Below are 25,888 nucleotides of genomic sequence, written 5' to 3'. Positions count from 1 at the left end.
CGTCACATGCCGAACGTCGAGAAACAGAGAGAACGCCTGATCAGCCTGCTGAAGGAGCTGTTCCAGCTCGACCAGCCCGACCTGGACTTCGGCTTTTATCGCATCATGCATGCGAAGGCGGGCCAGGTGACCAAGTTTCTCGAAAAGGACCTGCTGGGCATCATCCGGGATGCATTCGGCGAGGCGGATGGCGCCCGGGTCGAGCAAGCGAAAGCTGCCTACGACGCCGCGCGCAAGCAGGCCGAGGAATTCGGCGCACCCGATCCGGATGCCGCTCCGAAAGTGAAGGAATCCAAGGCGGCCTGGGACGCGGCCAAGGACAGCGGCAGCAACGAAGGCGACGTCTACGATCACCTCTACCGCTTCTTCGAGCGCTATTACGACAACGGCGACTTCATGAGCCGCCGCTACTTCGCGCGCGAGACAGACGGCAAGGCGGCACCTTACGCTGTCCCCTATGACGGGCGCGAAGTCTATCTGCACTGGGCCAACCGCGACCAGTACTACATCAAGACGTCCGAGTACCTGACCAACTTCACCTTCGATCCGACGCAGGCGAAGGAGTTCCAGGCGCATCACGGCGCGCTGGTCGAGCAGAAGCCCCTCAAGGTCCACTGCCGGATCGTCTCGGCGTCCGAGGGCGAGCACAACAACGTCAAGGCGACCGAACAGACCGAACGCTACTTCATCATCCACGAGCCCGAGCCGGTGAAGATCGAGACGGGCGACACCGGCGAGCCGGAGCTGGTGATCCAGTTCCAGTACCGCCCGGACCCCGAGAAGACCGGCCAGGAAGGCACCTGGCGCAAGACACGCCTGGCGGAAGCGGCCCATAAGGTGAAGGCGCTACTGCCCAAGCTGGAGGGCGCGGGTGACTATGTGACCGCCCTGATGACCCCGGCGCCGACCGAGGCCGAGAAGGACCGGACGCTGTTGGAGAAGTACCTGGCCCAGTACACGGGCCGGAACACGATGGATTACTTCATCCACAAGGACCTGGGCGGGTTCCTGCGGCGCGAGCTGGACTTCTACATCAAGAATGAGGTCATGCGGCTGGACGACATCGAGTCCGCCGATGCGCCACGAGTGGAAGCCTACCTGGCCAAGGTCAAGGTGCTGCGCCGCATCGCCCAGCATCTGATCAACTTCCTTGCCCAGCTTGAGGACTTCCAGAAGCGGCTATGGCTGAAGAAGAAGTTCGTCGTCGACACCCAGTACTGCATCACGCTCGACCGCATCCCGGAGGAGTTCTATCAGGAGATTGCGGCGAATGAAGCTCAGCGGGAAGAGTGGGTCCGACTTTTTGCAATCGATGTTCTGGATGAATACACAGCCCCGTTGACGACAGATTTTCTGCAAAGAAACAGTGCGCTTCTGCTCGACACTAGGTTCTTCGATGCGCAGTTTCGCGAAGGTCTTTTGGCCGAGATCGAGGCGATAGAGTCCGAGACCGTTGGCGTCCTTATGAACACCGAGAACTTCCAGGGCTTGTCTCTAGCTCGGAAGAAGCTGGAATCGGCAGTCGATGCTATCTACATTGACCCTCCCTACAACACAGATGCTGGCCCGATTGCTTACAAAAACGGCTATCGTAGTTCGTCCTGGACTTCGATGATAAACGACCGAGTCTCAGTTGCGGCCAATCTGTTGAAAGCGTCTACGGGAATAATCTGCGCTACCATTGATGATTATCAGCAGCGCGAACTTCATTTCGTTCTTGAGGGAGTTTTCGGGAAAGATAACGAAGCAGGAACTGTTTGCATTAGAAGCAACCCATCTGGCCGCCCGGTTCCTTCTGGTTTTGCCCAATCCCACGAGTATGCGATTTTTTTCAAGCGAAACCCCACGTCAAAGATCGGTTTACTACCCCGTTCCGATGCTCAAATGGCGCGCTACAGGGAGAGGGATGAAGATGGAGCCTACATGTGGGAGCTTTTCCGCAAGCGAGGCTCAAACTCTGAGCGCAGGGATCGCCCATCGCTCTATTATCCGATCTATTTTGACGGGAAGCTTCTTCGCGTTCCTCAAATGACTTGGGATGGGGAAAGGCGCGTTTGGGATGTAAAAGAGCGCCCGCGTGACGGTGAATTGGAATTCTACCCGATAGACCAAAATGGTGTCGAACGAACTTGGCGATGGAAGCCTGAGGCCATCACAGAGACTCCATCCAATTTCCAAGCCAAAGAAAAGGATGGTACTTGGACCGTATACTACAAATTCCGCCCCAATGAAGATGGCGTTTTGCCTCTCACTGTATGGTCTGATGCAAAGTATTCGGCAACAGAGCATGGAACTGGAGCACTGAAGAAACTATTTAAGGAGTACAATGTTTTCTCATACCCGAAGTCTATTTTTGCGGTCGAGGATTGCATTCATATTTCAGGCATGTCCCATGTTAGGGGCACTTGCCTAGACTTTTTTGCCGGATCGGGTACGACCGGCCATGCTGTGGTGAACCTGAACCGCAAAGACGAGGGCAATCGCCGCTTCTTTCTTATGGAGATGGGGGGGTATTTCGGTCAAGTTACATTGCCGCGAATTCAAAAGGCTATTTATTCCAGCATTTGGAGCGATGGCGTCCCATCACCTGGCGATGGCGTGTCGGCCATCATAAAATACTTGCGATTGGAGACTTACGAAGAAACCCTCAATAATATTCACGTTCGGCCTTCGGCCAGTCAGTCGCTGGCGAAGGGAGACTTCTCGCGTGACTATATGCTGCGCTACTGGCTCGATTTCGAGACTAAGGGCAGCCCGTCGCTGCTGAACATCGAATGGTTCGACGATCCGACCGCCTATAAGCTGAAGATCAAGAAGCCTGGCACGGACGAGTATGTCGAGAAGGCCGTGGACCTGGTCGAGACGTTCAACTGGCTGATCGGCCTGCATGTCGAGCATCTGGACCGCTGGCGCGGCTACGACGCAGCCTTCAAGCGCGAGGTCGATCCCGAGCTGCCGGACGACACGAACACGCGGCTGATGTTCGACGGCGCACTTAAGGAGACGGATGACGGCGCCTGGCGCTTCCGCAAGGTCGAGGGCTACACCCTGCGCACCCCGGGCGATCACAACGACCGGGAGAAGGTGCTGGTCGTCTGGCGCAAGCTGACCGGCGATCTCGAGCAGGACAACCTGATGCTGGACGAGTGGTTCCGGAAGTACCGCCTTTCCGCGCAGGACACCGAGTTCGACGTGATCTACGTGAACGGCTCCAACAACCTGCCGAACCTCCGCCAGGCCGAAGAGACCTGGAAGGTGCGCCTGATCGAGGAAGCCTTCCATCAGGCGATGTGGGACGTGGAGGGCTGAGCGATGGCGAGAAAGCCCAAGTCCAAGATCAAGCCGCTCCCCTTTGGCCACAAGCTGGTGCTCAACCAGTGGATCGTCAGCCTGTTCGGCTTCGACCCGCTGAAGGACCACAAGGACGGCAAGCGCACCCTGCGGCCGGTACAGCCGCTGGCCAAGACGGTGAAGGACGCGCCGGAGGGCATGACGGCCGAGAACCTGCACCATTTCTACAAGGCGTTGGACATCCACCTGCAGGCGGGTGCCGAGATCACGCGGGCCGACCTGCTCCGCTACGAGCACAACATCGTCAGCCACACGCTGGCGATCAACGAAAAGCGCGACCGGCCGATCGTCTGGAAGTACTACCAGTGGCTCTCGCTGCTGTTCGCCGAGATCTATCTCGACCGGTTCTTCGCCGATCGCGCTGCGCTGCTGGATGCGCTGAACGCCTATGTCGATGCCTTCGACAAGTACTGGACCGATGAGGGATACGAGACGGGGATCACGCCCTACGAGCTCGACGACCTGAACAAGCTCTGCCTGCAGAACGCCACTGGCTCGGGGAAGACGCTGCTAATGCACGTCAACTTCCTGCAATTCCGGCACTACGCCTCGAAATCGCCGCTCAAGCACGACCTGACGCGGACGGTGCTGATCACGCCGAACGAGCAGCTTTCCCTGCAGCACGCGCGCGAGATGAAGGGCAGCAACATCGTTGCATCGCGCCTGCTGACCGACAGCGGCGACCTGTTGTCCTCGGGCAAGAACGGGCTGCGCCAGGTGGACTTCACCGAGGTGACCAAGCTCGGGGACGCCGACGGACCCAACGTCATTGCGACGCGCAATCTGGGCGACCAGAACCTGCTGCTTGTCGACGAAGCCCATCGCGGCATGGGAAGCCAGGAAGAGCGCGGCTGGTTCCGAAGCCGCGCCCGCCTATCAGAGAAGGGTTTCGTCTTCGAGTATTCGGCGACGCTGAAAGAGGCCGTTTCCGCCGCAAAGCGCTCCGACATCGAGGCATCCTACGCGAAGACGATCCTGTTCGACTATTCTTATCGGTATTTCTACGAGGACGGTTACGGCAAGGACTACCGCATCTTCAACCTTCCGCGGACCTTCTCCCAGCTTGAGTTCTCGTACCTGACTGCGTGCCTTCTGAGCTTTTATCAGCAGCTGAAGCTTTACGAGGACAAGCAGGGCATTTATGCGCCCTACAACATCGAGAAACCGCTCTGGGTTTTCGTCGGCTCCAGCGTGACCAAGGCCACCGGATCCAAGGCCGAGATGGCCACAGTTTCTGACGTAGGCAAGATCCTCGCCTTCATCGCGGAGTTCCTTAAGAGCGAGGGTACGTCGGCCGCCGAAATCGAACGGATCCTCACCGGCAACGCACAGGAAACCGGTCTGCTCGACGAGAACGGCGGCGACATCTTCGCAGGCGGTTTCGTCTACCTTCAGCAGCTCATGCTTCGGGAGGGCTGGAAGCCCGGCGACCTGTTCCGCGACATCCTCGAGAAGCTCTTTCAGAACCGGGCCGGTGGTGAGTTGTCGATTGCCCGGATCAAGGGCGACGAGAACGAGATCATGCTGCGTGTCGGTCAGGCCGAAAAGCCTTTCGGACTTATCAACGTCGGCGATGCATCCGGCTTGGCGACCCATATCGCTGAGCAGGAGTTCGACAACGTCGCGGTCCTGGAATCCGAGTTTGCCGAGACGATGTTCGGGCAGATTAACCTCTCCAGTTCCCCGGTCAATCTGCTCATCGGTTCCAAGCGCTTTGTCGAGGGCTGGGATTGCTGGCGCGTCAGCACCCTCGGTCTCATGCATGTCGGCAAGAGCGAAGGCGCGCAGATCATCCAGCTTTTCGGGCGCGGCGTCCGGCTAAAGGGGTATGACTGGTCGCTCCAGCGCAGCGGCTTCGCCACCCCCACCCATCAACCGGAGCTCATACAATACGTCGAGACCCTGAATGTCTTTGGGATCGAGGCCGACTTCATGGAGCGGTTCCGAAAGTTCCTCGAAGAGGAAGAGCTGCCCCGCAACGATCAGAAGCAGGTCTTCACAGTTCCGCTGACGGTCACATACGACTTCGGGCAACGCCTCAAGGTGCTGCGCCCCCGAAAGAAGCGCGGTGACGGGCGCGAGTACGATTTCAAGAGGGACGGCGCTGTGCCGGCCCTGACGTTGGTTCCAGAAAAGATACGTCAAAAGGGCGTCGCGATAGATTGGTATCCTCGGATCCAGTCTCTTGAGTCCAAGAAGGGCACCAAGCTGGGCACCAAGGAGGAGACCGTTTTCGAGGATGGTCACCTGGACTTCCTAGACTACGATGACCTTTTCTTCCGGCTTGAGAAATTCAAGCGTGAGCGCACCTGGCACAATCTCAACATTTCCAAGTCCATGATCAGGACGCTGCTCACTGACCGGACCTGGTACAAGGTCGTCGTGCCTTCGGGGAAGATGGAGTTCTCGGATTTCGGAAACGTTGCGCTTTGGCAGGAGATGGCGGCGGAGCTACTGCAGAGATTCTCGGAAGAATACTACAACTACTGCAAGGCGGCCTTTATCGAGCCACGCCTTGAGCTCCGTGAGATCGAGGCCGGCGACGGAAGCCTGCCTGAAGCGAACGAATACCAGCTAATCGTCGATGCCAGCGAAACAGCGCTCATTAACGACATCCAGAACCTCACCAGCGAGATATCCGCTCGAAAAGCCGGGGTGTTGCGTACTGGCGACTTGAAAGGCTGCCTATTTGGCACGCATCTCTACGAGCCCGTGCTTCATGCGGCCAAGGGAAGCAAAATCCAGATTGCGCCGGTTTCATTGAATGAGAGCGAATTTCAGTTCCTGGATGATCTACGCGTCTTCATCGAAAAGGATCAAGCACGGCTGGCGGCGGAGGGAGTTGAACTATTCTTGCTTCGCAATGAGAGCCGCGGGCGCGGGGTGGGCTTCTTTGAGGCAGGAAACTTCTATCCCGACTTCCTTCTATGGCTTGTGAAGGACGGCAGACAGCACTTGGCTTTCGTCGAGCCTCATGGCCTCCAGCATGAAGGCCCTGGCCACAAGAAGATCGAGTTCCATCAGGTCATCAAGGGCATCCAGGCAAGGCTCGCCAGTGAGAACGTCATACTGAACAGCTTTATCGTCACACCGACACGGTTCGGCAAGCTGAACTGGGGCAAGACGATCCATGAATTGGAGGACATGCATGTGCTGTTCATGGAGGATCAAAAAGACACCTACGTCGCCTCAATAATAAATCGAATGGCGGCATAGACGGGGGGTTGGGGAATGTCGGAAATTTCAAACACCAGGCCGAGCTGGTTTGTCGGCGCCGCGTATAATCGTACCGAAGACCAGACGCCCAGATTTCTCGCTGAAGGCATCTGGGAGAACGGCTACGAAGACGGCAAGTATGGCGATCTCGTGCGAGCGATGCGGCCGGGCGACAGGATCGCGATCAAGTCATCCTATACTCGCAAGCGGGAGCTGCCGTTCGACAACCGCGGTGCCACTGTCTCGGTGATGGCCATCAAGGCGGTCGGCACAATCATTGCCAATCTCGACGACGGCAAGCGCGTGCAGGTCAACTGGACGCCGGTATCGCCGCACCGCGAATGGTACTTCTACACGAACCGTGCCACGGTTTGGCGGGTCGCGCCGGGTGGCTGGATGGAGGATGGCCTCTTGGCCTTCGCGTTCGACGACCGGCCGCAGGACCTCGACCGGTTCCGGAACGAACCGTTCTGGCGGGAACGGTTCGGCGACGTGGACGGCGAGCAGCGTTTCCGCTGGACAGTCTTCTACAGCGCCGTTGCAGCAAAGCTTCTGGACTATCGGGCAGACCGTAAGCCCTTGATCGACGGCATCCATGCAATCGCGCAAGAGATAGCAGGGCTAGGGTATCTGCAGGACCGCTACCCGGAAGGCGGTACCGGCCCACTGCGCGACATCTGCCCCTTCACTGCGATGGGCACGTTCAACCGATCCATGACGGACGCCAATCGGCGCGCGATAGCGGGAGCGCTGGCCAAGCTGATCGGCGTGGAGGAGGAGCTGCCGAGCTCCTTCGAGGGAATTCCGGTCCTCAACAACCAGCGATCCTGGTTCTTTCGATACGGCGACAAGCGCAGCGAAGGCGACATCGACAAGCTGTGGGACCTGTTCGCATCCGCCGCAGCGCTGGTGGATTCTGATCAGCCCGAGCAGCGGGACAAATTCATCGCCGACTACGACGCGGCCATCGACGTTTGGGGCGCCTCATGGAACCTCTCCACTGGGCTGTATTGGTCGCATCCGTGGGAGTACCCAACCCTCGATAGCAACTCGCGCGCATTCCTCACCGGCTGGCTGCAGATGCGGATCCCGCCGATAGGGCCGCAGAGGCCCTGCAGCGGCGCAACCTATCTCAAGCTGGTCGACGACCTGAAGGCGCGCTTTACTGAGGACAGCTACCCGGTCCACAGCTTCCCCGAACTGTCGCTGGCCGCATGGCACTACAAGGCACCCGACCAGTCGGAGGCCGAGTCCGGCCAAGGCGGCTCGGCGCCCACCGAGGACGAAGAAGAGGCGGCTGTCGTCGATCCGATCCAGACGCCAGCGCCAGCTGTGCCATACGATGTTGACGACATCCTGCGCGAGGGCTGTTTTCTGGAGCGCGGGGAGATCGACCTCCTGCTGGAGCGATTGCGCACACGCAAGAACCTGATCCTGCAGGGACCGCCGGGAACGGGTAAGACCTGGATGGCCAAGCGCCTCGCCTTTGCACTGATGGGGGAGCGCGAGGAGGCACGCGTCCGTGCCGTCCAGTTCCACCCAAACCTCTCCTATGAAGATTTCGTCCGAGGTTGGCGGCCAAGCGGCGATGGCAAGCTGACCCTTGCTGATGGTGTCTTCATGGAGGCGATCCGCGCGGCGCTTGGTCGCCCAGACGCCCGCTTCGTCGTCATCATTGAGGAGATCAACCGTGGGAATCCCGCGCAGATCTTCGGCGAACTGCTGACGCTTCTGGAGGCGGGCAAGCGCACACCGCGCGAGGCGCTCGAGCTCTGCTATCCCGATGCCGACGGCATCCGCCGCCCGGTTCATGTGCCCGAGAACCTCTTTGTCATCGGCACGATGAACATCGCTGACCGCTCGCTGGCGCTGGTCGACCTCGCGTTCCGCAGGCGCTTCGCCTTCGTCGGACTTGAGCCGAGGCTGGGTGAAGCCTGGCGAGGGTGGGTAACCGAGAAGGGCGGCGTCGATCCCGCCCTCGTCGATGACATCGAGCGGCGTATCGTGGCGCTGAATGCGCAGATCGCCGAGGCGTTCGGCCGTCAGTTCGAGATCGGGCACAGCTATGTCACACCGACGGCAAAACTCGAACCCGGCGCAACGCGCGAGTGGTTCCGTCAGGTCGCTGAAACGGAGATCGGCCCGCTGCTTGACGAATACTGGTTCGACGCGCCCAAATCGGCACGAGAGGCACTCGACCGGCTGTTGCAGGGATGGTGATCGCCGATGCCGGGGTTGCGCCTGAGAGCGCTGCTGCGGGGTTCATCGGCCGCATCCCCGTGCGCAATATCTGGCTCCTCATGCTTTACGCCTCGGACCTATTCCGGAAGGCCGGGCCCACGCGCGTAGACGTCGACCGCAACCCCGACGAGATCGCCGATCTCGTCGCTGAGTTATTGGCGCAGGCGGTCGAGGAGCGTCAACGCCAACAGCTGAGCCTCGGTTACCGTCCCCGCAGCGCCGACCTATCGCGGGTCCGGGGGCGGATCGACGTGCTGCGCACGGAGCGCCGACGGTTACTCGCGCGCGGAGCTGTGGCGTGCCGCTTCGTCGAGCTCAGCGTCGATACACCGCGCAACCGCTACGTCCGCGGCGCACTTGAGGCCGTAGCGCGGCTGGTAACGCGCCACGATCTGCGCCATCGCTGTCGACGGCTGGCGGCAGACATGCAAGCGCAAGGTGTGGCTGGGGCCATGCCATCGCGCGGCGAGCTCAGTGCCGACCGGATCGGTCGTCATGACGCCAAGGACAGCGAAATGCTCGCAGCGGCGATGCTTGCGATGGATCTCGTTCTGCCCACCGAGCGAGCTGGCGCGCGCGCCTTGCCGATGCCGGAAAGGGAAGAGCAGTGGGCTCGGCGGCTATTTGAACGCGCCGTCGGCGGCTTCTACAGAACCGTACTGCCACGGGAGCGCTGGCGCGTGCGGACGGGTGGCTTGCTCGAATGGCCGATCGATTGGTGGACCGAAGGCGCACGCGACATATTGCCGGGGATGCAGACTGATATTGTGCTCGACGATGCGTTGGCTATCCGCCGTATCGTGATCGACACCAAGTTCACCAGCATCGTGACGGCGGGCTGGCGCCGCGAAACGACGCTGCGCAGCGGGTACCTTTATCAAATTTACTCGTACATACGTTCACAGGCAGGACGTAACGACCCGCTGGCCGACAACGCGGAGGGCTTGCTCCTGCATCCGGCCATTGGTGAAATGTTTGATGAAGCAGTCTCATTGCACGGACATCTTATTCGCTTCGCCACTGTAGATCTGGCGGCCGACAGCGGAGCTATTCGTGAGCAACTTCTGAAGCTCACGTTGCAGTCCAAAGAAGAGACTGATCATGGCAAGCACGTCCGAGCTCGATCCCACATGACGCTGTAGTCGGCGAGCATTTCGGCAATAGCCGACCCCTCCGGCAACAGACCGAGTTCGTCGGCGGCGCGCGCCTGGAGCCGGCTGCTACCGCCCCAGCACCGACTTGATCGTGTGACCTCCGCCATAGATGGCGAGCCAGAGACCGGCGAAGCCAAGCAGGTTCTCCCATGGGATCGGTACGATGGCTGTGCCGGCGGTTGCGTTCACAACCGGAAGGATCACGCCGTTCCAAGTCCAGAGGAACAGCAACATCCACGACATGGCCGGGCGCCATCCCCAGGAGAAGACGCTGCCACGCTGGTCCTCGCGGTCCAGCATGTGGTCGCGCTGCGTGGTCGCCATAGTGAGATAGGCAACCCACTCGGCGCTTCGTTCGCGCTCGATCGCCTGCACCTTGGCGGCGGCTTTGGGATCAGCCTCGATCGCAGCTTTCACTGCTTCCGGTGTGGGCTGAGCACCGAAGGCCTGGGCGAGCGCTTCAACCACCTGTGCGGAAGCTTCTCCAGCGATCCCGCCGACATTGGTGCGCAGTATCGAACCCAGAATGGGGGCACCGAGGCTGACAAGGACAGGAGCAAGGGAACTAAGCATTTGCGGCCTCCCGGGCGTAGGCGGTGGCGCGGTGGGTGTTGATCACTGCGCGGATGATAAGGAAAGCGAGCGCCGCGAACGCGACGGAGGCGATGCCAACGAGCAGCCAGTCGCCGAGTTGCGCGCCCTGATCGAGGGAGATTGCGCCGCCACCGCCAGCGCCGGCCGCTGCCCCCGTCTGCTTACGCGCCTGGGAGCGCGCCTTGTCCGCCTCACCGCCCAGTTGCTGCTTGACTCGATCGCTGTTGTCGTTCGCAGCCGTCAGGGCCCACGCCACGCCTTTTGCTTCAATATCAGCAACACGACGCGCCCAGCCGCGGCCGAACGTGTTCCAGATGTTCAGCGACCGCATGAAGCTTAGACGGATAGCGCAGATGCGCTTTACCGTCTCATGGTCCGGCCCGCCGATCGACGCGAGGAGCCATTTGCGGCCGCGCGAGACGCCGCAGTTCACCGACGCATCGTAGATGGCAAGATCGACGCCGGTGCCCAGCGTTGGCCCGCCGCTGGGCACCCAATACTGCTCGAAGTAGATCTGCTCGGCTTCGGCAATCGTGATCTGGCGAACCAGGCGAACCGGCTTGCCGTGCTGGCGCAGCCAAGCGTGGTACACGGCTTCGGTCACGCCATACATCGTCTTGCCGCCAGGATCGGCGGGGTGGTCGGACCATCCGCCCTCCCACGCCTTTGTTACGTCATGGCAGCGCCGGAACTTGGCCGTGCTCATGGGGCGGTTCTCCTCTTGAATGCTGGATACGAAAAACCCGCCTCGAGGGCGGGTGTGGTTGGTCATGGCGGCGGGTGCTGCGGCTTAGGGGTTGCCGCCGAAGATCTTCAGCTTGATCGCGATTCCGGCGAGAAGCGCCAGCATCACCCCGGTGGTGATCATCCGTACCGACGTCTGCACCGCGGTGCGGCGCACAAGCCGGATGCAGTCTAAGAGCGCACGCAAATCACGGATGTCGAGCGCCGCCTCCTTGCCCTCCAGGCCAACATCAGCAAGCGCTCGTTTCGCACCTTCCTCGGCGGCGCGCGCCAGGACCTCTTCGAATTCGGCTTGCGGCATACATATGAGGCCTTGATCAGAACGGGGTGGTGTCATCGTCTCTCCTTTCCCGCTCATCAGCCGACCTTAGCGCCCCAGAACGAGGTATGATCAGCGGCGAAATAGCCGTCCGCGACGCGGAAGGTGCCCTGCAGCTCGACCGTGTCTCCGGCACTGAGCGGCACCATCGTTTGCAGCGAGAGTGCCGTCGCTTCGGAGACGTGGGTCCCAGAGCTTTCGCCGAAGGAGCCTCTGATTTCGGTGGCGCCGTTCAGAACCAGGCGACCGCGCATGCGCGCCGTGGTGCTGGAATTGACCTTGTAGAGAAGCGTTGCGCCGAAGAGGTAGGTGCCGGCGACCGGCGCGACGAAACGGTTGTTGCCGGCGTCGAAGGCACCCTGGTCATTGTAGTCCGTGTTGTTGATGCCGATCCTCGTCCAGGTGTCGATGCCGACGTAGTTGTCGTAATTCGTGTAGGCTTTGAAGCGAGGCAGCCGCGGCTGGTCGACGATGCCGTTCGCGTTGTCGACGATGAAGCCGTCAAAGAAGCTCGAGCCGTCCGCCGACACGGCAAGCCGGAACTTGTCCGAGCCGAAGAGCCCAAGCAGCGCTTTCGTGACATAGGCGGTCTGGAGCGTGAGCCCGAGGTCGTCGCCGGCCGATTCCTTGTTCATCGTGTAGAAGAGATGGCCGGTTCCGCCTTCGCCGACGGTCCTGGCTGTCCAGAGCGCGGCGTTGAGCTTGGCGGAGAACGGATTAGCCGCGTCCGCCGTGGTGCCGATCCCGAGCAACTCCAGGTTCTGCAGCGCCGTCGGCGTGGTCCCGATCCAGCTCGACCCATCATAGACGAGCAACACGTTCTCGTCCTCGATCCAGGCCCGCCAGCCGGTCCGAGGCGGCAGGCGCAGCCAGGCGCCGTCGGTCCAGAGCGCGACATTCAGGTCCCAGCCCATCCAGTCACCGCTGGCTCCAGAGCCAACGATGTAGCGGTCGCCATCCATAGGGCTGCCTGGCGGCGCGGTCAGATCGCGGTCGAGGACGGAAAGTTGCACGAGCCCGTCGAGGATCCGCAGCGCCTCGTTGTGGGTGACATGCTTCTGGGCCTGCGCCGCCAGAATGTAGGGCAGCAGGAGATGGGTCGTGGCGTCGGACATGAGGGGCTTTCAGAACGTGAGCGTGACGGTCTTCGGAGCACCCCGACCCACAAGGGCCGAGAGCTGGAATATGCGGACGGTGAGTGTGTTTCCGGGGTCTAGCAGTCCGCCCCAGTCGGTGGACTGCTGCGCGGCGGTGTAGGTGACGCTCGTCGTGCCGGTACTCAAGACGCGCTTCACGGTTGCACCGTCGAGGATCTCGATCTCGTAGGCTTCGAGTCCCTCGGCCAGCGGCACCTCAAGCCCGCCCCAACTGTCGGCGGCAAGCGCGCGAGATCGACGTGTCCAGCGGATCGTCAGATCGCCGACCGTGCGCGGGGTGCGCCATGGCTGCTCGACATGAGCGACCGAGAACGGCCGGAGCCCCACACCCTCCGGCGCAAAGCCCTGCGCCGCATAGGTCTCGTCGCTCACGGGCCGGCTTGCGGGGCCGATGCGCCAGTTCCACGGCAGCCCGAGATCCGCCTCGGCAATCGGCAGGGAGGCGAGGCTGTCGTCGAGTACTACGACCCGAGCACCCGCGGGCGCGGGATTGCCTACTGCGCCTTCGGTGCCGCGCTGGCCGCGCAGGAGCCGCGTCAGCCGGTAGCGGCCCGGCGCGGTGAGCTCGGCCGATCCTGCCTGGACGATCTCCCAGACGCCCGGTGCGCTCTCGATGGCGAGCGCGTTGGCACCGCCCATCAGGGTCAGGTCGGTGACGCTCTCGAGCGTCCCGGAGAACAGATCGACCACCAGCACGTTGCCGAGATCGAAGCGCGAGGTTGGCCCTGACCAGAAGTCAAAGGCCAGAACGCCGACACGCGCCCGTGTTCCGAAGCTCGTCAGCAGTTCGAAGCCGTCCGTTGAAGGGCTCCGGTAAACGGCCATCTGGCCCGGCCACGGCACCGAATGTGCTGCGACGAAGGGTCTGTGCGCAGGCTGGTCCTCGGTCAGTTGCGGCAGATCGAGCAACACTGCCACTGGCGCGCCGAAGACAACGGCCCTGGGCAGCGCCGCGGGGCGTGGCGCACCGGGCGGCAGATCGTAGGCTTCCCGGTCCTGGCGGAGAGCCTCGATACTCCTTGACTCTGTGTCGGCGGTCGAGACGAAGCGCAGCGGGACCTTACGTCCGTCATGAACCAGCGTGATGACGTCGGCCGGATCGAGCGCCAGCCGCGACGGCGGCAGGCGGAAGACGGCGCTCTCTCGCCCGGTCCATGCTTCCATGAGCGCGCGACGGCAGCGCCGCTCGGCCTCCTCGGGCGGCACGGCGAACGGGAAGCTCTCAGAGGCGATGCGGCTCGTATCCACGGTGATGCGCCGGGCCTCGACGAGTGCGGCGTCGTAGTCTTCGTCGGCGCGGGCCACCTGCCACTTCAATGCCTGCGGCAGTTCGGTCTCCTGCCCACGCGTGAGTTCGAGCGCGTCGCCCTCGCGTGCGGCGACAAGATCGTCCGGCGTCACGCTGGCGACCGCTGCCCGCCCGCGCATCATGAAGCGGATCACGCCTTGGGTCTCGACGGCATCAAAGCCGAAGTGGCGCGACAGCGTGGTGATCGAGGCGCGCGGGCTTTCGAGCGCGCCGATGGCGTAGCCCTCGATCGCACCCCAGAGGCCGGTGACGTCGATCCTGTCCTCGGGCATCCCGGCGCGCAGGCAGAGATGGCGGACAAGCGCGGCCAGGGATACGGCCCCGAGCCTCCCGGTCAGCCAGTGCCCGAGCCGCCAATTCGGACCGTCGGTCCAGACGTCGGTGAGCTCGGGGAAGAACGGATATGGCCGTGCGTCCCACGTCCAGGCGGCGCATTCGGGAACGTGCACCATCCGGTCGCCGTAGATCGACGACAGTGGGTTGTTCGCGCTATCGCCCCAGAAGAGATAGGTCGCTTCGAGGTAGGCCCGCTGGATGGCGTCGTCGCGCCAGCCGCGCGAGAAGTAGGGCACGAAGCTCTCCGACGATTTCGGGTCGAAGAACACGTTCGGCTGGTTGGTGCCACGGTCGATTGTGGGGCAGCCGAGTTCGGTGAAGCGAACGGGCTTGGACTCCGGCGCCCATGCGGTGGACGTTCCGCTTTCCACCCCGCCGGGGCGATTGAAGTGCGGGTTCGACCACCAGGCGCGCAGGTCCTTGTAGCGGAACACCCACGACTTGCCGGCGGCGCCATCGGTGATCGGTGTCCGCACCTGCGATGACCGGTCCATGTCCGAGGCATAGAACCAGTCGAAGCCTTCGCCTCCGGCGATGTTCGCCTGCAAGTAGGCGCGGTCGTAAATCGCGGGCCAGCCGTCCTCTGCGTCGAGATGCTCGAAGCCATCGCGCCAGTCGGACAGCGGACGGAGGCCCACGCATGACCGACTCGACGAACACCATCCGGGTCGTCATCCCGCTGACCATCCGCAAACGCAATGGGCGGCCGAAGATCCTGCCGCCCGACGAGGTGATGGTCCGGGACGGCCGGTCTCAAGACCTCATGTGCTGCGCGCCATCGCCCGCGCTTGGAACTGGCGGCGGCAGCTGGAATCCGGTGCCGCTTCCACCATTCAGGATATTGCCGCGGCTGAGAAGGTCTCCGACCGGTTCGTGAGCCGAATGATGCGGCTCGCCTATCTGTCGCCGGAGGTGCTCGACCACCTCGTGATCAGGCGCGTGCCACCGTCGCTTTCGCTGAACGACCTCGTTGCGGTTGCCGATCGGCCGTGGGCGGAGCAGCTTCAAAGGGCCTTTTCCCCATGACGTCTTCCGCATCCCAGCAAGCACATGCGTAGGAGGTGGAGGTGGGGCAGCGTTCGCATCTGGTCAGTGGCGCGGGGAGGATCGTTTGGTGTGGGGGCATCTAGCGACATTTCAATCCAGCCGGCACCACGCGCGTTGTTCCGTGTTGTACCAGGCAGATTGACAGCAGACGGCAGGCGTGAGAGAAGGGCGGCAATGGAACAACGGAGAACAACGCCATGGCCGAGAAATCCTTTACCGCATCGAAGTCCCGTTCCAACCGCCCGGGGTGGAGCGTCACATTTCGCCATCCCGTAAGGACGGACAGTCGTGGCGAGCGCGGCCTCAAGGTTCGGCGCGGTCTCGGCACGAGTGACGAAGCAGAGGCCGATCGCCTCGTCGCTCAACTGAATGAGCTGCTGAGCGACGAATCCTGGTGGAGTGGTGACCGTCGCGGCGATGCTGAGTCCCGGTACGATCCCATTGTTGTTTCCGCCTTCTTCGACGGAATCGAGGCATCGCGCATCGACCCGGAAACAAGGCGTAGCGAAGTGATCCCGCTTCCAGATGCCGAAGACGGCTACAGCACCGTGATGTTCCTCGGCACAACGGGCGCGGGAAAAACGACGCTGTTAAGGCACGTGATCGGCGCTGACCCCGAAACTGACCGCTTTCCGTCCACATCAACCGCCAAAACGACGACGGCCGACTTCGAGATCGTCACAGCATCCGATAACTACACAGCCGCCGTCACCTTCATGCCGGAGCATGAGGTACGCGCGCATATCGACGAGTGCCTTGAGGAAGCCTGTCTTGAGGCCGTTCAGAAGAAACCTAGTAGCAAGATCGCAGCCGCTCTCCTGGAGCACCGTGAGCAGCGGTTCCGGCTTTCATACGTTCTCGGCGGCTGGAGTGACGCAGCGGCGGTGGATGACGACGACTTCTCGTTCGATGACGAACAGGACGCGGCGCCAGAAATCGATGAGGCCGAGGCCGTTCCGCCTGAGGAGCGGGAACAGAACCATGCACAAATTAAGGACTTCGTTAACCGGATCAGAACGCTGACGGTGGAGGTCGAGGAAAAGTTCGTTGGAAGCGTCGGCAGTCTCGTTGACCAGAAGACTGCAGACGATCGGGCTACGTGGCTTGAGCTGTTCGGGGTCGAAGCCTTCAAGCACCCGCAGTTCTCGAACCTCGCCTTGGATATAATGGAAGAAGTCGCTGATCGCTTCTCCAAGATCAATGATGGTGACCTTCAGAGGTCGTCGACAGACTGGCCAATTCTCTGGACTATGGAGTCCGACGACCGCGATCATTTCCTTTCTGCTGTTCGGTGGTTCTCAAGCAACCATTACAAGCAGTTTGGGCGACTCCTCACGCCGCTTGTAGATGGCATTCGAGTGAAGGGGCCGCTATTTCCTGAGCTGGCCGAGGTCAGCGAGGCCCCGCAACTGGTGCTGCTCGATGGTCAGGGACTCGGGCATACTGCGACGAGCGTTTCGTCAGTTTCAACGCGCATTACGAAGAAGTTTGCAAGCGTCGACATGATCCTCTTGGTCGACAACGCGCAGCAGCCAATGCAGGCAGCTCCGTTGGCTCTACTCCGCTCGGTCGGCAGCTCCGGTTTCGCGCGGAAGCTGGCGATCGCCTTCACTCACTTCGATCAAGTCAAGGGGGCGAACCTGGGGTCCTTCGAGCAGAAGCGGGATCACGTTCTCGGATCGGTTGGCAATGCCATCGCTAGCCTGCGAGACGTCGTCGGCTCCGGCGTCGCAGGTGCAATTGAGCGCCAGGTTGACGGTCACTCCATCTTTCTCGGTGGCTTGGACCGCAAGACCGCGAAATTGCCCGGTGGCTACAAGCGCGAACTGGCTCGCCTCATCGACATGATGCAGCGCGCGATCGAGCCCATCGAGAGAACGGATTGCAGTCCGATGTATGAGTTCAAGGGTCTCGAGATCGCTGTGCACGACGCCATCGATGCGTTCCGGGATCCTTGGGTAGCAAGGCTCGGACTGTCCTATCACGACGGCATCGCCAAGGAGCACTGGACACGCATCAAGGCTCTCAGTCGACGGTTGGCCAATCGCTGGGCGGACGAGTACGACACGCTGACACCTGTCGCAGACCTTCTCGCACGGCTTCAGGAAGAGGCTTCCAAGTGGCTGGACCGCCCGGCCGGCTGGACAAGGCAGCCTGAGAACGATGATGAACGCGAGATTGCATTGGATGCTATCCGGGAAGCCGTGTTCAAGGAGCTGTCTCGACTGACCAAGAGTCGACTTACAGATGAGCAAGTCGCCAACTGGCGCGATGCGTACGATTTCAGTGGTCCCGGATCGGCAGGAAAGCGTTCTCGGATGATCGAGGAAATCCACGATCATGCAGCCCCGCGGATCAGCGCCGCGATGAGCCCCGATGCCCGGGCCTTCCTTGATCAACTGCACGACATCCTAAGAGATGCAATTCTTGAAGCCGGTGGGCAGGTTCTTCCTGTGACAGCCAAAAAGATCGCGTAGCGCCTGAACTTGTGATGCCTTGGGGGAGGCTACTGCCTCCCCTCAAACCAGTTCGCTACGAAGAGTCCTGTGCCGAGCGCCCGCTCGCGGCCAGCCCCTCCTGATCGCTGACGGCAGCCAAAGCACGATCTAGAATACGGCCCAGTGCGGGCGACTGCTCCCATACTCGCCATGAAACGCCTACCGCGCGTTCTCTGGCTGGCGACGCCAGCCGGGAGTACGGCAGCAGAAGGTGCGTCGACGATGGAAGGAACTGGCTGAAAACGTTGGCCTTCGCGAAGCCGAACCGGGCCGGACTAGATTCGCTCGGTTAGAGACGGAGGGTCGTTCAGAGACGGAAATTGGACCCGGCGTCAGTCTCCGAGGTTCGGGCGCCTCGGCTAAACGCCTTTGAAACAAAAAGAAAAAGCCCCCCAACGGGAGCCTCATCTCGGGTTCGCTACAAGATAATGGCGGAGGGAGTGGGATTCGAACCCACGGTGGGCTTGCACCCACGCCGGTTTTCAAGACCGGTGCCTTAAACCACTCGGCCATCCCTCCGGGCCCCGAATACTCGGGAAGAAGCGCGACCAGATTAATGGCTTTCGCTTCGCCATCAGTCCACGTCGCGGACATTGCTTTACAGCTCGTTTGCCCGCCTCGTCAACGCGGGATCGGTGCGCCGACCTAATCATCCCGTTCCACAATAACGGGGCGATAGATCACCACGGGATCATCCCACCGGTCCATGCTGAGCATGCGAGCGCGCTGTTCGGCGCGACGATCAAGATCAATCCGCTGCAGGCATTCGGCAAAGGGGGCCGTGCCCGACTGAAACCCGTAAGAGCGACATTGGCGCTCATCGAGTGCACGACGTTCTTCAGGGCTCAGTGTCGCGCAGCCCGCCACCAGCAACGATATGCCTGCAAGACAAGTGCAAATCCACCAGCGCATTATCAATCTCCCGGAGGTCCATCCACCACCAAGCTACACGAAAGCCCGATTCTTCGGAATGCCCGAGCGGCTGCAGAAAGCATTCCATAGGCGTAAGCATTGCGGCAAGCTTCTTAACACGTTACACATTCGGCATATTCCATTGTGGCGATTCATCTAACGGTAACGATTTCAGAGCCATCGGAGGGGCCGGCTTGCCAGAGGGCATCGGCCAATAGACGAGATAAATGGGGCAGACATCGTGAGTTTGAAAGCCGGTGCGTGCGATAGAACGAAATTCGAGGGAAGAGGGCAGTCCGCGTATCCAGTCATCGCCGGTGTCGCGGTTATCTCGATGGTTCTGACGGCTTGCGCCGTGCCGACCGAAAAAGCCTCGCTCGATGAAGGGCAGACGACGGAATATTTTGCTGCATCCGAGTACGGGGTCGAGGCCAGCCCGCGTGTGACTGAAGCCAAATCGGGTCTTCGGCGTGGTGGTGGTAGCTATAAGCTAGGCAGCGCTTATCAGGTCAAGGGTCGCTGGTACCAGCCGCAGCAAGATCCGGACTATCAGGCTGTTGGTGCAGCGTCGTGGTATGGCAACGCCTTCCATGGCCGCCTCACCGCAAACGGCGAAGTCTACGACATGAACCATTTGACTGCAGCGCATCCTACTTTGCCGCTACCGAGTTACGCACGGGTGACGAATCTGAAGAACGACAGTTCTGTTATCGTGCGGATCAATGACCGCGGCCCATTTGCCGAGGGCCGCATCATCGATCTTTCAAAGCGCGCGGCGGAAATGCTCGATTACAAGAATTCCGGGGTGGCTAAAGTTCAGGTCGAGTATGTTGGACCGGCGCCGCTCCATGGGCAGGACGACCACTATCTGATGGCATCCTATCAGCCGGGAGGTACAGACAATGTGCCGGCAGATCTTCCCGACGGCGTTATGGTCGCCATGAATAGCGAAGAGACCTCGGCGCCCCAGGCGGCAGCGGCAACGGCATTTGCCGCGCTATCATCGTCGGGCAATTCCGCTGTGGCATTACCTCAAACCGGTCCAGTAGTCCCTGACCGCCCCCTTGTCGCTCCTGCTTCTTCGGGCTCGAGGGAGCTAGCTCTAATGTCCTACACGGAGCGGCAAAGGACGTCCACGTTGCAGATGTTTGATGCTCTGGTACAACCCGGACAGACGGGTGCGTCGGCGCCTGCAACCTCCCAACGCGGTGATAACCGACCCGCGCAGGCAAACAACGCGTCCTATATCAACCTGGGCGCCTGGTCTGAGCGCGACCAAGTTCAGGATATCCGCAGCGCACTTACGAATGTCGGGAGCGTTACTGTCGAGAAAGCGTCCGTGGGGCACGAGGATTTCTACGTTCTTTCGCTCGTGCCGGAACATCGGGCAAATCTTGACGGGGCATTGCGGGCGGCATGGTCGGCCGGGGCGGGTGATGCGTTTATCGTTCGGGATTAGCGGAATCCCGAGTTGACGCTGAGGGTTCCACCGCTATTCGGCCGTTGATCAGCGGCTCTGGCGGCCTATGTTGAGATCAGCATTATGTCGCGGAATGGGCTGCAGTCATGCTCCTGCGGGTTGCCAGGACAATTCTAATCCTCTTTCTTGCGTCCGTGGTGTGGGGGCATGCGCAGTCACAGCCATTTGAGACCAAGGCTCCTTATGCCTTTCTGATTGAGGCGGAGACAGGCACGGTCCTGTTTTCGAAGAGTGCAGACGAGCCCTTTCCGCCGGCCTCGCTCGCCAAGCTGATGACAATCGAGCTTGTGTTCCAGGCGCTGAAGGAGGGCAGGCTTTCACCGCACGAAATGTTTTTCGTAAGCGAGTACGCTTGGCGCACGGGCGGCGCAGTGTCGGGTACATCCACGATGTTTGCCGAAGTGAGTTCTTCGGTACCCCTTGAAGCGCTGCTGCAGGGCGTGATTGTCCAATCCGCCAATGACGGCGCTATCGCCATTGCAGAGGGCCTAGCCGGTTCCGAGGAGCGGTTTGCGCAGAGAATGACGGATCGTGCCCGCCAGCTTGGGATGGAAACTTCCACATTCGTGAATTCAACCGGATTGCCGGCCGAGGGGCAGCATGTCACCGCCCGCGAGATGACCATGCTGGCACTGCATCTCTGGCGCGAATATCCGGAGTATTACCACTACTTCGCCGAACCGGGCTTCGAGTGGAACGGTATTTTTCAGCGCAACCGCAATCCGTTGCTGGCGGTGGACATCGGTGCCGATGGGCTCAAGACTGGGCATACAGAGGCATCAGGCTATGCAATAGTCGCCTCCGCAGAACGTGACGGAAGACGTCTTTTTGCGACATTGAGTGGTTTGTCGAGCGGGAGCGAACGAATCGAAGAAACGCGAAAACTTCTGGATTGGGGCATGCGCGGATTCGAGCGGAAGAACGTGCTCGAGTCCGAGGAAATCGTGGGCGAAGCGCGGGTCTTCGGCGGCAACAAGCGCACCATAGGCCTGCGGACAACCCGGCCCTTGTCGGTCTTCGTCCCCGTCGACGAATCGGCAAAGCTCTCCGGCCGGATTGTTTATCAAGGACCGCTCACCGCGCCGATCGAAGAGGGTGTGGAAATCGGCAAGCTTCAAATACGATTTGGCGATCAGGTGAGCCAGGAAACGGTGCTCTATGCCGCAGAATCAGTAGAAAAGGGCACACTTCACCAGCGCGCCCTCGACGCGGCTGGCGAACTCCTGATCGGATGGATTCGCTGACAGGCTTCATTTTCCGCGCATCGCGGCAGCGCTGGGCGTCCGAGTTTCAACAACGCATCGGAATACCAACCAATTGTTGGAAACTTCAGTCCGCTGGGACTATGAAGGGTGGAGAGTTGATCTGAAATGAAAATAGGGCGGGTGAGTGCCGCGCGGAGTGTTCATAACGTTCGAAGGAGGCGAGGGCGCAGGGAAATCTACCCAGATTCGCCTCCTGGCAGACCATTTACGTGACAGGGGCCACGAAGTGGTGGTGACGCGCGAACCGGGGGGCTCTCCCGGGGCGGAGGCGATACGTCATGTGCTGCTTTCGGGCGCCGCACAACCCTTCGGCACAAATATGGAGGCCCTGTTGTTCGCGGCAGCTCGCTCCGATCACGTCGAACAGCTTATTCGCCCCGCGATCGAGCGCGGCGCCGTTGTTCTCTGTGACCGTTTCGTGGATTCTTCACGTGTCTACCAGGGTGTTACTGGCGAGTTGGACCCGGAGTTCATGGCGACGCTGGAGCGCGTTACGGTCAATAGCATGATGCCCGACCTGACAGTCTTGCTCGATGTCGATCCGCAAGAGGGCTTGCGCCGAGCATCGGAAAGGCGGGGGGCAGGGGATATCGACCGCTTTGAGAGGGAGGCGTTGCAGAATCACCGTCGGCGCCGCAGGGCCTTTCTCGATATCGCCGGGAACGAGCCGCAGCGATTTGTCGTGATCGATGGTTCCCCCGCCTCGGAGGAGGTTGCCGACGCGATTCGACTGAAAGTGGAAAAGATTCTACCGGAAAGGCGGAACGCTGAAAGTGAAGGCAGTGAGCAGAATGTTTGAGCGCTCTGCCCCGGAAAGGCACGATTCGCTGCCGGATATCCCCGAACCCTCGGAAAATCCGATGCTGGTCGGGCACGAAGAGGTGCGTGCCATGCTTGCCGGCGCCTTTCGATCCGGAAAGATGCATCACGCGCTGCTCTTTGCCGGTGCACGCGGGATCGGCAAGGCGACACTCGGCTTTCACCTGGCCCGGCACTTGTTCGACCACCCGGACGGGGCCGCATCTGAAGCACTTGGTGAAGCAGACCCTTCGAGCCGTACGTTCCGCCTTGTCGCACAGGACGCGCATCCGGGATTGCTGCATTTGACACGTCCACAATCGGATCGGGACAAGAAGTTCAAAACTGTCATTACCGTCGATGAGGTCCGCCGCGTCAGTCGCTTTCTATCGATGACGCCCCCTGATGGTGGGCCTCGTTTCGTGATCGTCGATCCGGTCGACGACATGAACATCAATGCCGCCAACGCGTTGCTGAAGAACCTCGAAGAGCCGCCGGCGAACACCACCTTCATTCTCATAGCGCACTCTTTGGGCCGGTTGCTCCCGACCATCCGATCACGCTGTCAGGTTTTCAAATTCCAGCCGCTTTCCGCCGCGCTTCTGAAAGAATTGCTCGTTCAGCTCGGGGTGGAACTCCCCACCAGCGATGAGAAACGCGCGTTGCTCATGGAGCGGGCCGGCGGCAGCGCACGCAGCGCCATTCTGATGACGCAGTTCGGCGGATTGGAAATAGCGAAGGCGATGGATGAAATCACATCCCGCCGAGTGCTGGATGTTTTCGAATGTCATCGCCTGGGCGAGGCGGTCGCCGCACGCGACCGACAGGTGCAGTTCGATCTCTTCAACAACAGCGTTCTCGACCGGCTTTCGGGTGCTGCAGTTGGCGCTGCACAGGAAGGCGCGATGGGGCGTGCCGCGCATTTGTCCGAGCTATGGGAGGGCCTGCGCGAAACGATCGCGCAGGCCGAAATCTATAACCTCGACCGCAAACAGCATGTCGTCGGCCTCATGGCGCGGCTTCACAACGCCTTGCACGAGCGTTAGCAAGCATGGCATTCGGCGCCGCGATGCGCTATCTGAGCGCGGGCCATAGCAAATCCAGGCACTTTCACACATGACAAGCAACACCTTCTACATAACAACCGCGATTTCCTATCCGAACGGCAACCCGCATATCGGCCACGCCTATGAGCTGATCGCAACCGACGCGCTTGCGCGCTTCCAGCGCTGTGACGGAAAGGACGTCATGTTCCTGACCGGAACGGACGAGCACGGAATCAAGATGCTCCAGACGGCGCGGAAGGAAGGTATGGACCCTCGTGTCTTTGCCGATCGGAACACGCAGAAGTTCATGGAGATGGCGGAGGCGCTGAACGCCTCGAACGACGATTTCATCCGCACGACGGAGGAGCGCCACTATGCGGCATCCCAAGCGATCTGGAAGGCGATGGCCGCAAGGGGCGACATATATCTCGATACCTATTCCGGCTGGTATTCGGTAAGAGATGAAGCTTATTACGGCGAAGAGGAGACGCATGTCGGCGAGGATAGCGTACGCTACGGCCCGCAGGGCACGCCTGTGGAGTGGGTCGAGGAGGAAAGCTACTTCTTCCGCCTGTCGGCGTATCAGGACAAGCTTCTGAAGCTTTACGAGGACAATCCCGATTTCATCGGCCCCGCGGAGCGGCGTAACGAGATCGTCAGCTTCGTCCGTTCCGGCCTGCGCGACCTGTCCATTTCGCGTACGACCTTCAGTTGGGGCGTCCCCGTGCCCGGCGACGAGAAGCACGTGATGTATGTCTGGGTGGATGCCCTCACAAACTACATCACCGCAGTTGGTTATCCTGACCAGAAGGCCGCGAGATGGCGGTACTGGCCAGCCGATGCACACATAATCGGCAAGGACATCACGCGCTTTCATGCGATTTACTGGCCTGCATTCCTGATGTCGGTCGGCTTGCCACTGCCAAAACGCATTTTCGGCCACGGCTTTCTGTTCAACCGCGGCGAGAAGATGTCAAAGTCGGTCGGTAACGTGATCGACCCGTTCGCCCTGGCCGACCATTATGGGCTCGATCAGGTCCGCTATTTCCTGCTGCGCGAGGTTCCTTTCGGGCAGGACGGAAGCTACAGCCACGATGCCATCGTCAATCGCACGAATGCGGATCTTGCCAACGACCTCGGCAATCTGGCCCAGCGTTCGCTCTCCATGATCGCCAAGAATTGCGATGGCAAGGTGCCCGAGCGCGGTGAACTCGCCGAGACGGATCGCAAGCTGCTCGCCCAGACGGAGACAGCGTTGGCGACCGCTCGCGAGGCTATGGGCCGACAGGCACTTCACAGTGCGCTTCAGGCCATTTTTGAGGTGGTTGGCGAAGCCAATCGTTACTTCGCCAGCGAGCAGCCCTGGGCCCTGCGCAAGAGCGATCCCGCGCGGATGGAGAGCGTGCTTTTCACCACAGCCGAGGTGTTGCGGCGTATTGGCTTGCTCTGCCTGCCCTTCATGCCGGATTCGGCGGGAAAGCTGCTCGACCTGCTTTCCGTCCCGGCCGAGCGGCGTAGCTTTGCTGAAATCGGCGAAGCGGGGACGCTCGCACCCGGCACGCCGCTGCCGGCTCCCAAGCCGGTGTTCCCGCGCTACGTCGAGCCGGAAGAAGGGCAGGGGGACTGATGCTGGTCGACAGCCATTGCCATCTCGACTTTCCCGATTTCGAGACGGAGCGGGATGAGATTGTCGCGCGTGCCAGCGAGGCTGGCGTTGGCCTCATGGTCACCATCTCCACGCGTGTCGCCCGTTTTGACGGGCTGCGTGCGATTGCGGAGCGTTACGACAACGTATTCTGCACGGTCGGCACGCACCCGCACAATGCCGCGGAAGAAACGGAAGTGACGGTGGATCAGCTCGTCGAGCTTTCCGCCCACCCAAAGGTGGTCGGCATCGGCGAAGCAGGACTCGACTACCATTACGACAAATCGCCGCGAGATCTTCAGGCACAAAGTTTCCGTCGGCATATCGCGGCGGCGCGTACCACGGGCCTGCCACTCGTCATCCATGCTCGGGACGCCGATGATGATGTGGCGACCATTCTCCGCGAAGAAGCGGAGGAGGGGGCTTTTCCCTTCATTCTCCACTGTTTCTCTTCCGGGCCCGCGCTCGCGCGCACCGGGGTAGAGCTCGGCGGCTATGTCTCCTTTTCTGGCATTCTGACCTTCAAGAAGTCGGATGCCCTGCGCGAGATTGCCAAATCCGTCCCGCACGACCGGCTGCTGGTCGAGACCGATGCCCCCTATCTGGCGCCGACGCCGTATCGCGGAAAGCGCAACGAGCCTTCGTATGTGGTGCATACGGCGAAGGTGCTGGCCGAAACGATCGATCTTACTCCGGAAGAAATTTCCGCCGTCACGACGGATAATTTCTTTCGTATTTTCAATAAGGTGTCGCGAATTGCTGAAGAGGGTGGTTAG

General features: G+C 60.9%; 18 protein-coding genes and 1 tRNA gene. 12 read left to right on the top strand and 7 right to left on the bottom strand.

Annotation, left to right across the window (positions count from 1 at the left end; all coding sequences use genetic code 11):
• Positions 1–6 precede the first annotated feature (6 nt).
• Genes LY631_RS04540 through mcrC form a run of 4 tightly spaced genes read left to right on the top strand, consistent with a single transcriptional unit; the run spans position 7 to position 9,950 of the window.
• Complete coding sequence (locus tag LY631_RS04540) at positions 7–3,309, top strand: site-specific DNA-methyltransferase (protein ID WP_274423953.1); 3,303 nt, start codon at positions 7–9, stop codon at positions 3,307–3,309.
• A gap of 3 nt (positions 3,310–3,312) precedes the next feature.
• Positions 3,313–6,567 (top strand): DEAD/DEAH box helicase family protein, encoded by a 3,255-nt coding sequence (locus tag LY631_RS04535; protein ID WP_274423952.1) that lies wholly within the window; start codon positions 3,313–3,315, stop codon positions 6,565–6,567.
• A 15-nt stretch (positions 6,568–6,582) separates the two neighbouring features.
• Complete coding sequence (locus LY631_RS04530; protein WP_274423951.1) at positions 6,583–8,787, top strand: McrB family protein; 2,205 nt, start codon at positions 6,583–6,585, stop codon at positions 8,785–8,787.
• Complete coding sequence (gene mcrC / locus LY631_RS04525; RefSeq protein WP_274423950.1) at positions 8,781–9,950, top strand: 5-methylcytosine-specific restriction endonuclease system specificity protein McrC; 1,170 nt, start codon at positions 8,781–8,783, stop codon at positions 9,948–9,950. The genes LY631_RS04530 and mcrC overlap by 7 nt, the downstream gene beginning before the upstream one ends.
• 78 nt (positions 9,951–10,028) lie before the next feature.
• Here the strand turns inward: mcrC and LY631_RS04520 are convergent, their stop codons facing one another.
• The 5 genes from LY631_RS04520 to LY631_RS04500 form a co-directional block, all read right to left on the bottom strand.
• Positions 10,029–10,535, bottom strand: a complete 507-nt coding sequence (locus LY631_RS04520; protein WP_274423949.1) for a 3TM-type holin — start codon at positions 10,533–10,535, stop codon at positions 10,029–10,031.
• Positions 10,528–11,262: a glycoside hydrolase family 108 protein gene (locus LY631_RS04515; RefSeq protein ID WP_274423948.1), complete on the bottom strand. Its 735-nt coding sequence runs from the start codon at positions 11,260–11,262 to the stop codon at positions 10,528–10,530. The genes LY631_RS04520 and LY631_RS04515 overlap by 8 nt, the downstream gene beginning before the upstream one ends.
• Positions 11,263–11,346: 84 nt before the next feature.
• Complete coding sequence (locus tag LY631_RS04510; protein WP_274423947.1) at positions 11,347–11,637, bottom strand: DUF6127 family protein; 291 nt, start codon at positions 11,635–11,637, stop codon at positions 11,347–11,349.
• A 20-nt stretch (positions 11,638–11,657) separates the two neighbouring features.
• Positions 11,658–12,734: a DUF2793 domain-containing protein gene (locus LY631_RS04505; RefSeq protein WP_274423946.1), complete on the bottom strand. Its 1,077-nt coding sequence runs from the start codon at positions 12,732–12,734 to the stop codon at positions 11,658–11,660.
• A gap of 9 nt (positions 12,735–12,743) precedes the next feature.
• Positions 12,744–15,059 (bottom strand): baseplate multidomain protein megatron, encoded by a 2,316-nt coding sequence (locus LY631_RS04500; protein WP_274423945.1) that lies wholly within the window; start codon positions 15,057–15,059, stop codon positions 12,744–12,746.
• Between the two features lie 127 nt (positions 15,060–15,186).
• Between LY631_RS04500 and LY631_RS04495 the strand changes: the two genes are divergently transcribed.
• Both LY631_RS04495 and LY631_RS04490 read left to right on the top strand, forming a co-directional pair.
• The gene (locus LY631_RS04495) at positions 15,187–15,447 is read left to right on the top strand and encodes a hypothetical protein (protein WP_274423944.1); all 261 of its coding nucleotides are present in this window, start codon (positions 15,187–15,189) and stop codon (positions 15,445–15,447) included.
• Between the two features lie 218 nt (positions 15,448–15,665).
• Entirely contained in the window at positions 15,666–17,945 is a 2,280-nt protein-coding gene (locus LY631_RS04490; protein WP_274423943.1) for a hypothetical protein, read from the top strand.
• Between the two features lie 450 nt (positions 17,946–18,395).
• Here LY631_RS04490 and LY631_RS04485 read toward each other — a convergent pair.
• Both LY631_RS04485 and LY631_RS04480 read right to left on the bottom strand, forming a co-directional pair.
• Positions 18,396–18,485: transfer RNA gene (locus tag LY631_RS04485), tRNA-Ser, on the bottom strand.
• Positions 18,486–18,611: 126 nt separating this feature from the next.
• Complete coding sequence (locus LY631_RS04480; protein ID WP_274423942.1) at positions 18,612–18,878, bottom strand: hypothetical protein; 267 nt, start codon at positions 18,876–18,878, stop codon at positions 18,612–18,614.
• Positions 18,879–19,119: 241 nt separating this feature from the next.
• On the opposite strand from LY631_RS04480, the gene LY631_RS04475 reads away from it, so the two are divergent.
• From LY631_RS04475 to LY631_RS04450, 6 genes are all read left to right on the top strand, one after another.
• The gene (locus tag LY631_RS04475) at positions 19,120–20,337 is read left to right on the top strand and encodes a septal ring lytic transglycosylase RlpA family protein (protein ID WP_274423941.1); all 1,218 of its coding nucleotides are present in this window, start codon (positions 19,120–19,122) and stop codon (positions 20,335–20,337) included.
• Positions 20,338–20,444: 107 nt separating this feature from the next.
• Complete coding sequence (locus LY631_RS04470) at positions 20,445–21,602, top strand: D-alanyl-D-alanine carboxypeptidase family protein (RefSeq protein WP_274423940.1); 1,158 nt, start codon at positions 20,445–20,447, stop codon at positions 21,600–21,602.
• Positions 21,603–21,747: 145 nt separating this feature from the next.
• A complete protein-coding gene (tmk, locus tag LY631_RS04465) occupies positions 21,748–22,422 on the top strand; it encodes a dTMP kinase (protein WP_274423939.1) in 675 nt (224 codons plus the stop codon).
• Positions 22,415–23,467, top strand: a complete 1,053-nt coding sequence (locus LY631_RS04460) for a DNA polymerase III subunit delta' (RefSeq protein ID WP_274423938.1) — start codon at positions 22,415–22,417, stop codon at positions 23,465–23,467. The genes tmk and LY631_RS04460 overlap by 8 nt, the downstream gene beginning before the upstream one ends.
• A gap of 70 nt (positions 23,468–23,537) precedes the next feature.
• Positions 23,538–25,094 (top strand): methionine--tRNA ligase, encoded by a 1,557-nt coding sequence (metG, locus tag LY631_RS04455; RefSeq protein WP_274423937.1) that lies wholly within the window; start codon positions 23,538–23,540, stop codon positions 25,092–25,094.
• Positions 25,094–25,888, top strand: coding sequence for a TatD family hydrolase (locus LY631_RS04450; RefSeq protein WP_274423936.1), 795 nt, complete (start codon positions 25,094–25,096; stop codon positions 25,886–25,888). The genes metG and LY631_RS04450 overlap by 1 nt, the downstream gene beginning before the upstream one ends.

The sequence above is a fragment of the Chelativorans sp. YIM 93263 genome (genome assembly GCF_028767125.1).
GTDB lineage: Bacteria > Pseudomonadota > Alphaproteobacteria > Rhizobiales > Rhizobiaceae > Chelativorans.
The sequence above is the reverse complement of the archived record's forward strand: the minus strand, read 5'-3'. Positions and strand labels throughout refer to the sequence as shown.

Excerpts from the sequence above, each read along its gene's own strand:
- LY631_RS04450 (WP_274423936.1), top strand. The coding sequence starts at position 25,094 with ATGCTGGTCGACAGCCATTGCCATCTCGACTTTCCCGATTTCGAGACG.
- LY631_RS04480 (WP_274423942.1), bottom strand. The coding sequence starts at position 18,878 with ATGCGCTGGTGGATTTGCACTTGTCTTGCAGGCATATCGTTGCTGGTG.
- LY631_RS04510 (WP_274423947.1), bottom strand. The coding sequence starts at position 11,637 with ATGACACCACCCCGTTCTGATCAAGGCCTCATATGTATGCCGCAAGCC.
- LY631_RS04530 (WP_274423951.1), top strand. The coding sequence starts at position 6,583 with ATGTCGGAAATTTCAAACACCAGGCCGAGCTGGTTTGTCGGCGCCGCG.
- LY631_RS04460 (WP_274423938.1), top strand. The coding sequence starts at position 22,415 with ATGTTTGAGCGCTCTGCCCCGGAAAGGCACGATTCGCTGCCGGATATC.
- mcrC (WP_274423950.1), top strand. The coding sequence starts at position 8,781 with ATGGTGATCGCCGATGCCGGGGTTGCGCCTGAGAGCGCTGCTGCGGGG.
- LY631_RS04535 (WP_274423952.1), top strand. The coding sequence starts at position 3,313 with ATGGCGAGAAAGCCCAAGTCCAAGATCAAGCCGCTCCCCTTTGGCCAC.
- metG (WP_274423937.1), top strand. The coding sequence starts at position 23,538 with ATGACAAGCAACACCTTCTACATAACAACCGCGATTTCCTATCCGAAC.
- LY631_RS04490 (WP_274423943.1), top strand. The coding sequence starts at position 15,666 with ATGGCCGAGAAATCCTTTACCGCATCGAAGTCCCGTTCCAACCGCCCG.
- LY631_RS04470 (WP_274423940.1), top strand. The coding sequence starts at position 20,445 with ATGCTCCTGCGGGTTGCCAGGACAATTCTAATCCTCTTTCTTGCGTCC.
- LY631_RS04520 (WP_274423949.1), bottom strand. The coding sequence starts at position 10,535 with ATGCTTAGTTCCCTTGCTCCTGTCCTTGTCAGCCTCGGTGCCCCCATT.
- LY631_RS04540 (WP_274423953.1), top strand. The coding sequence starts at position 7 with ATGCCGAACGTCGAGAAACAGAGAGAACGCCTGATCAGCCTGCTGAAG.
- LY631_RS04515 (WP_274423948.1), bottom strand. The coding sequence starts at position 11,262 with ATGAGCACGGCCAAGTTCCGGCGCTGCCATGACGTAACAAAGGCGTGG.
- LY631_RS04505 (WP_274423946.1), bottom strand. The coding sequence starts at position 12,734 with ATGTCCGACGCCACGACCCATCTCCTGCTGCCCTACATTCTGGCGGCG.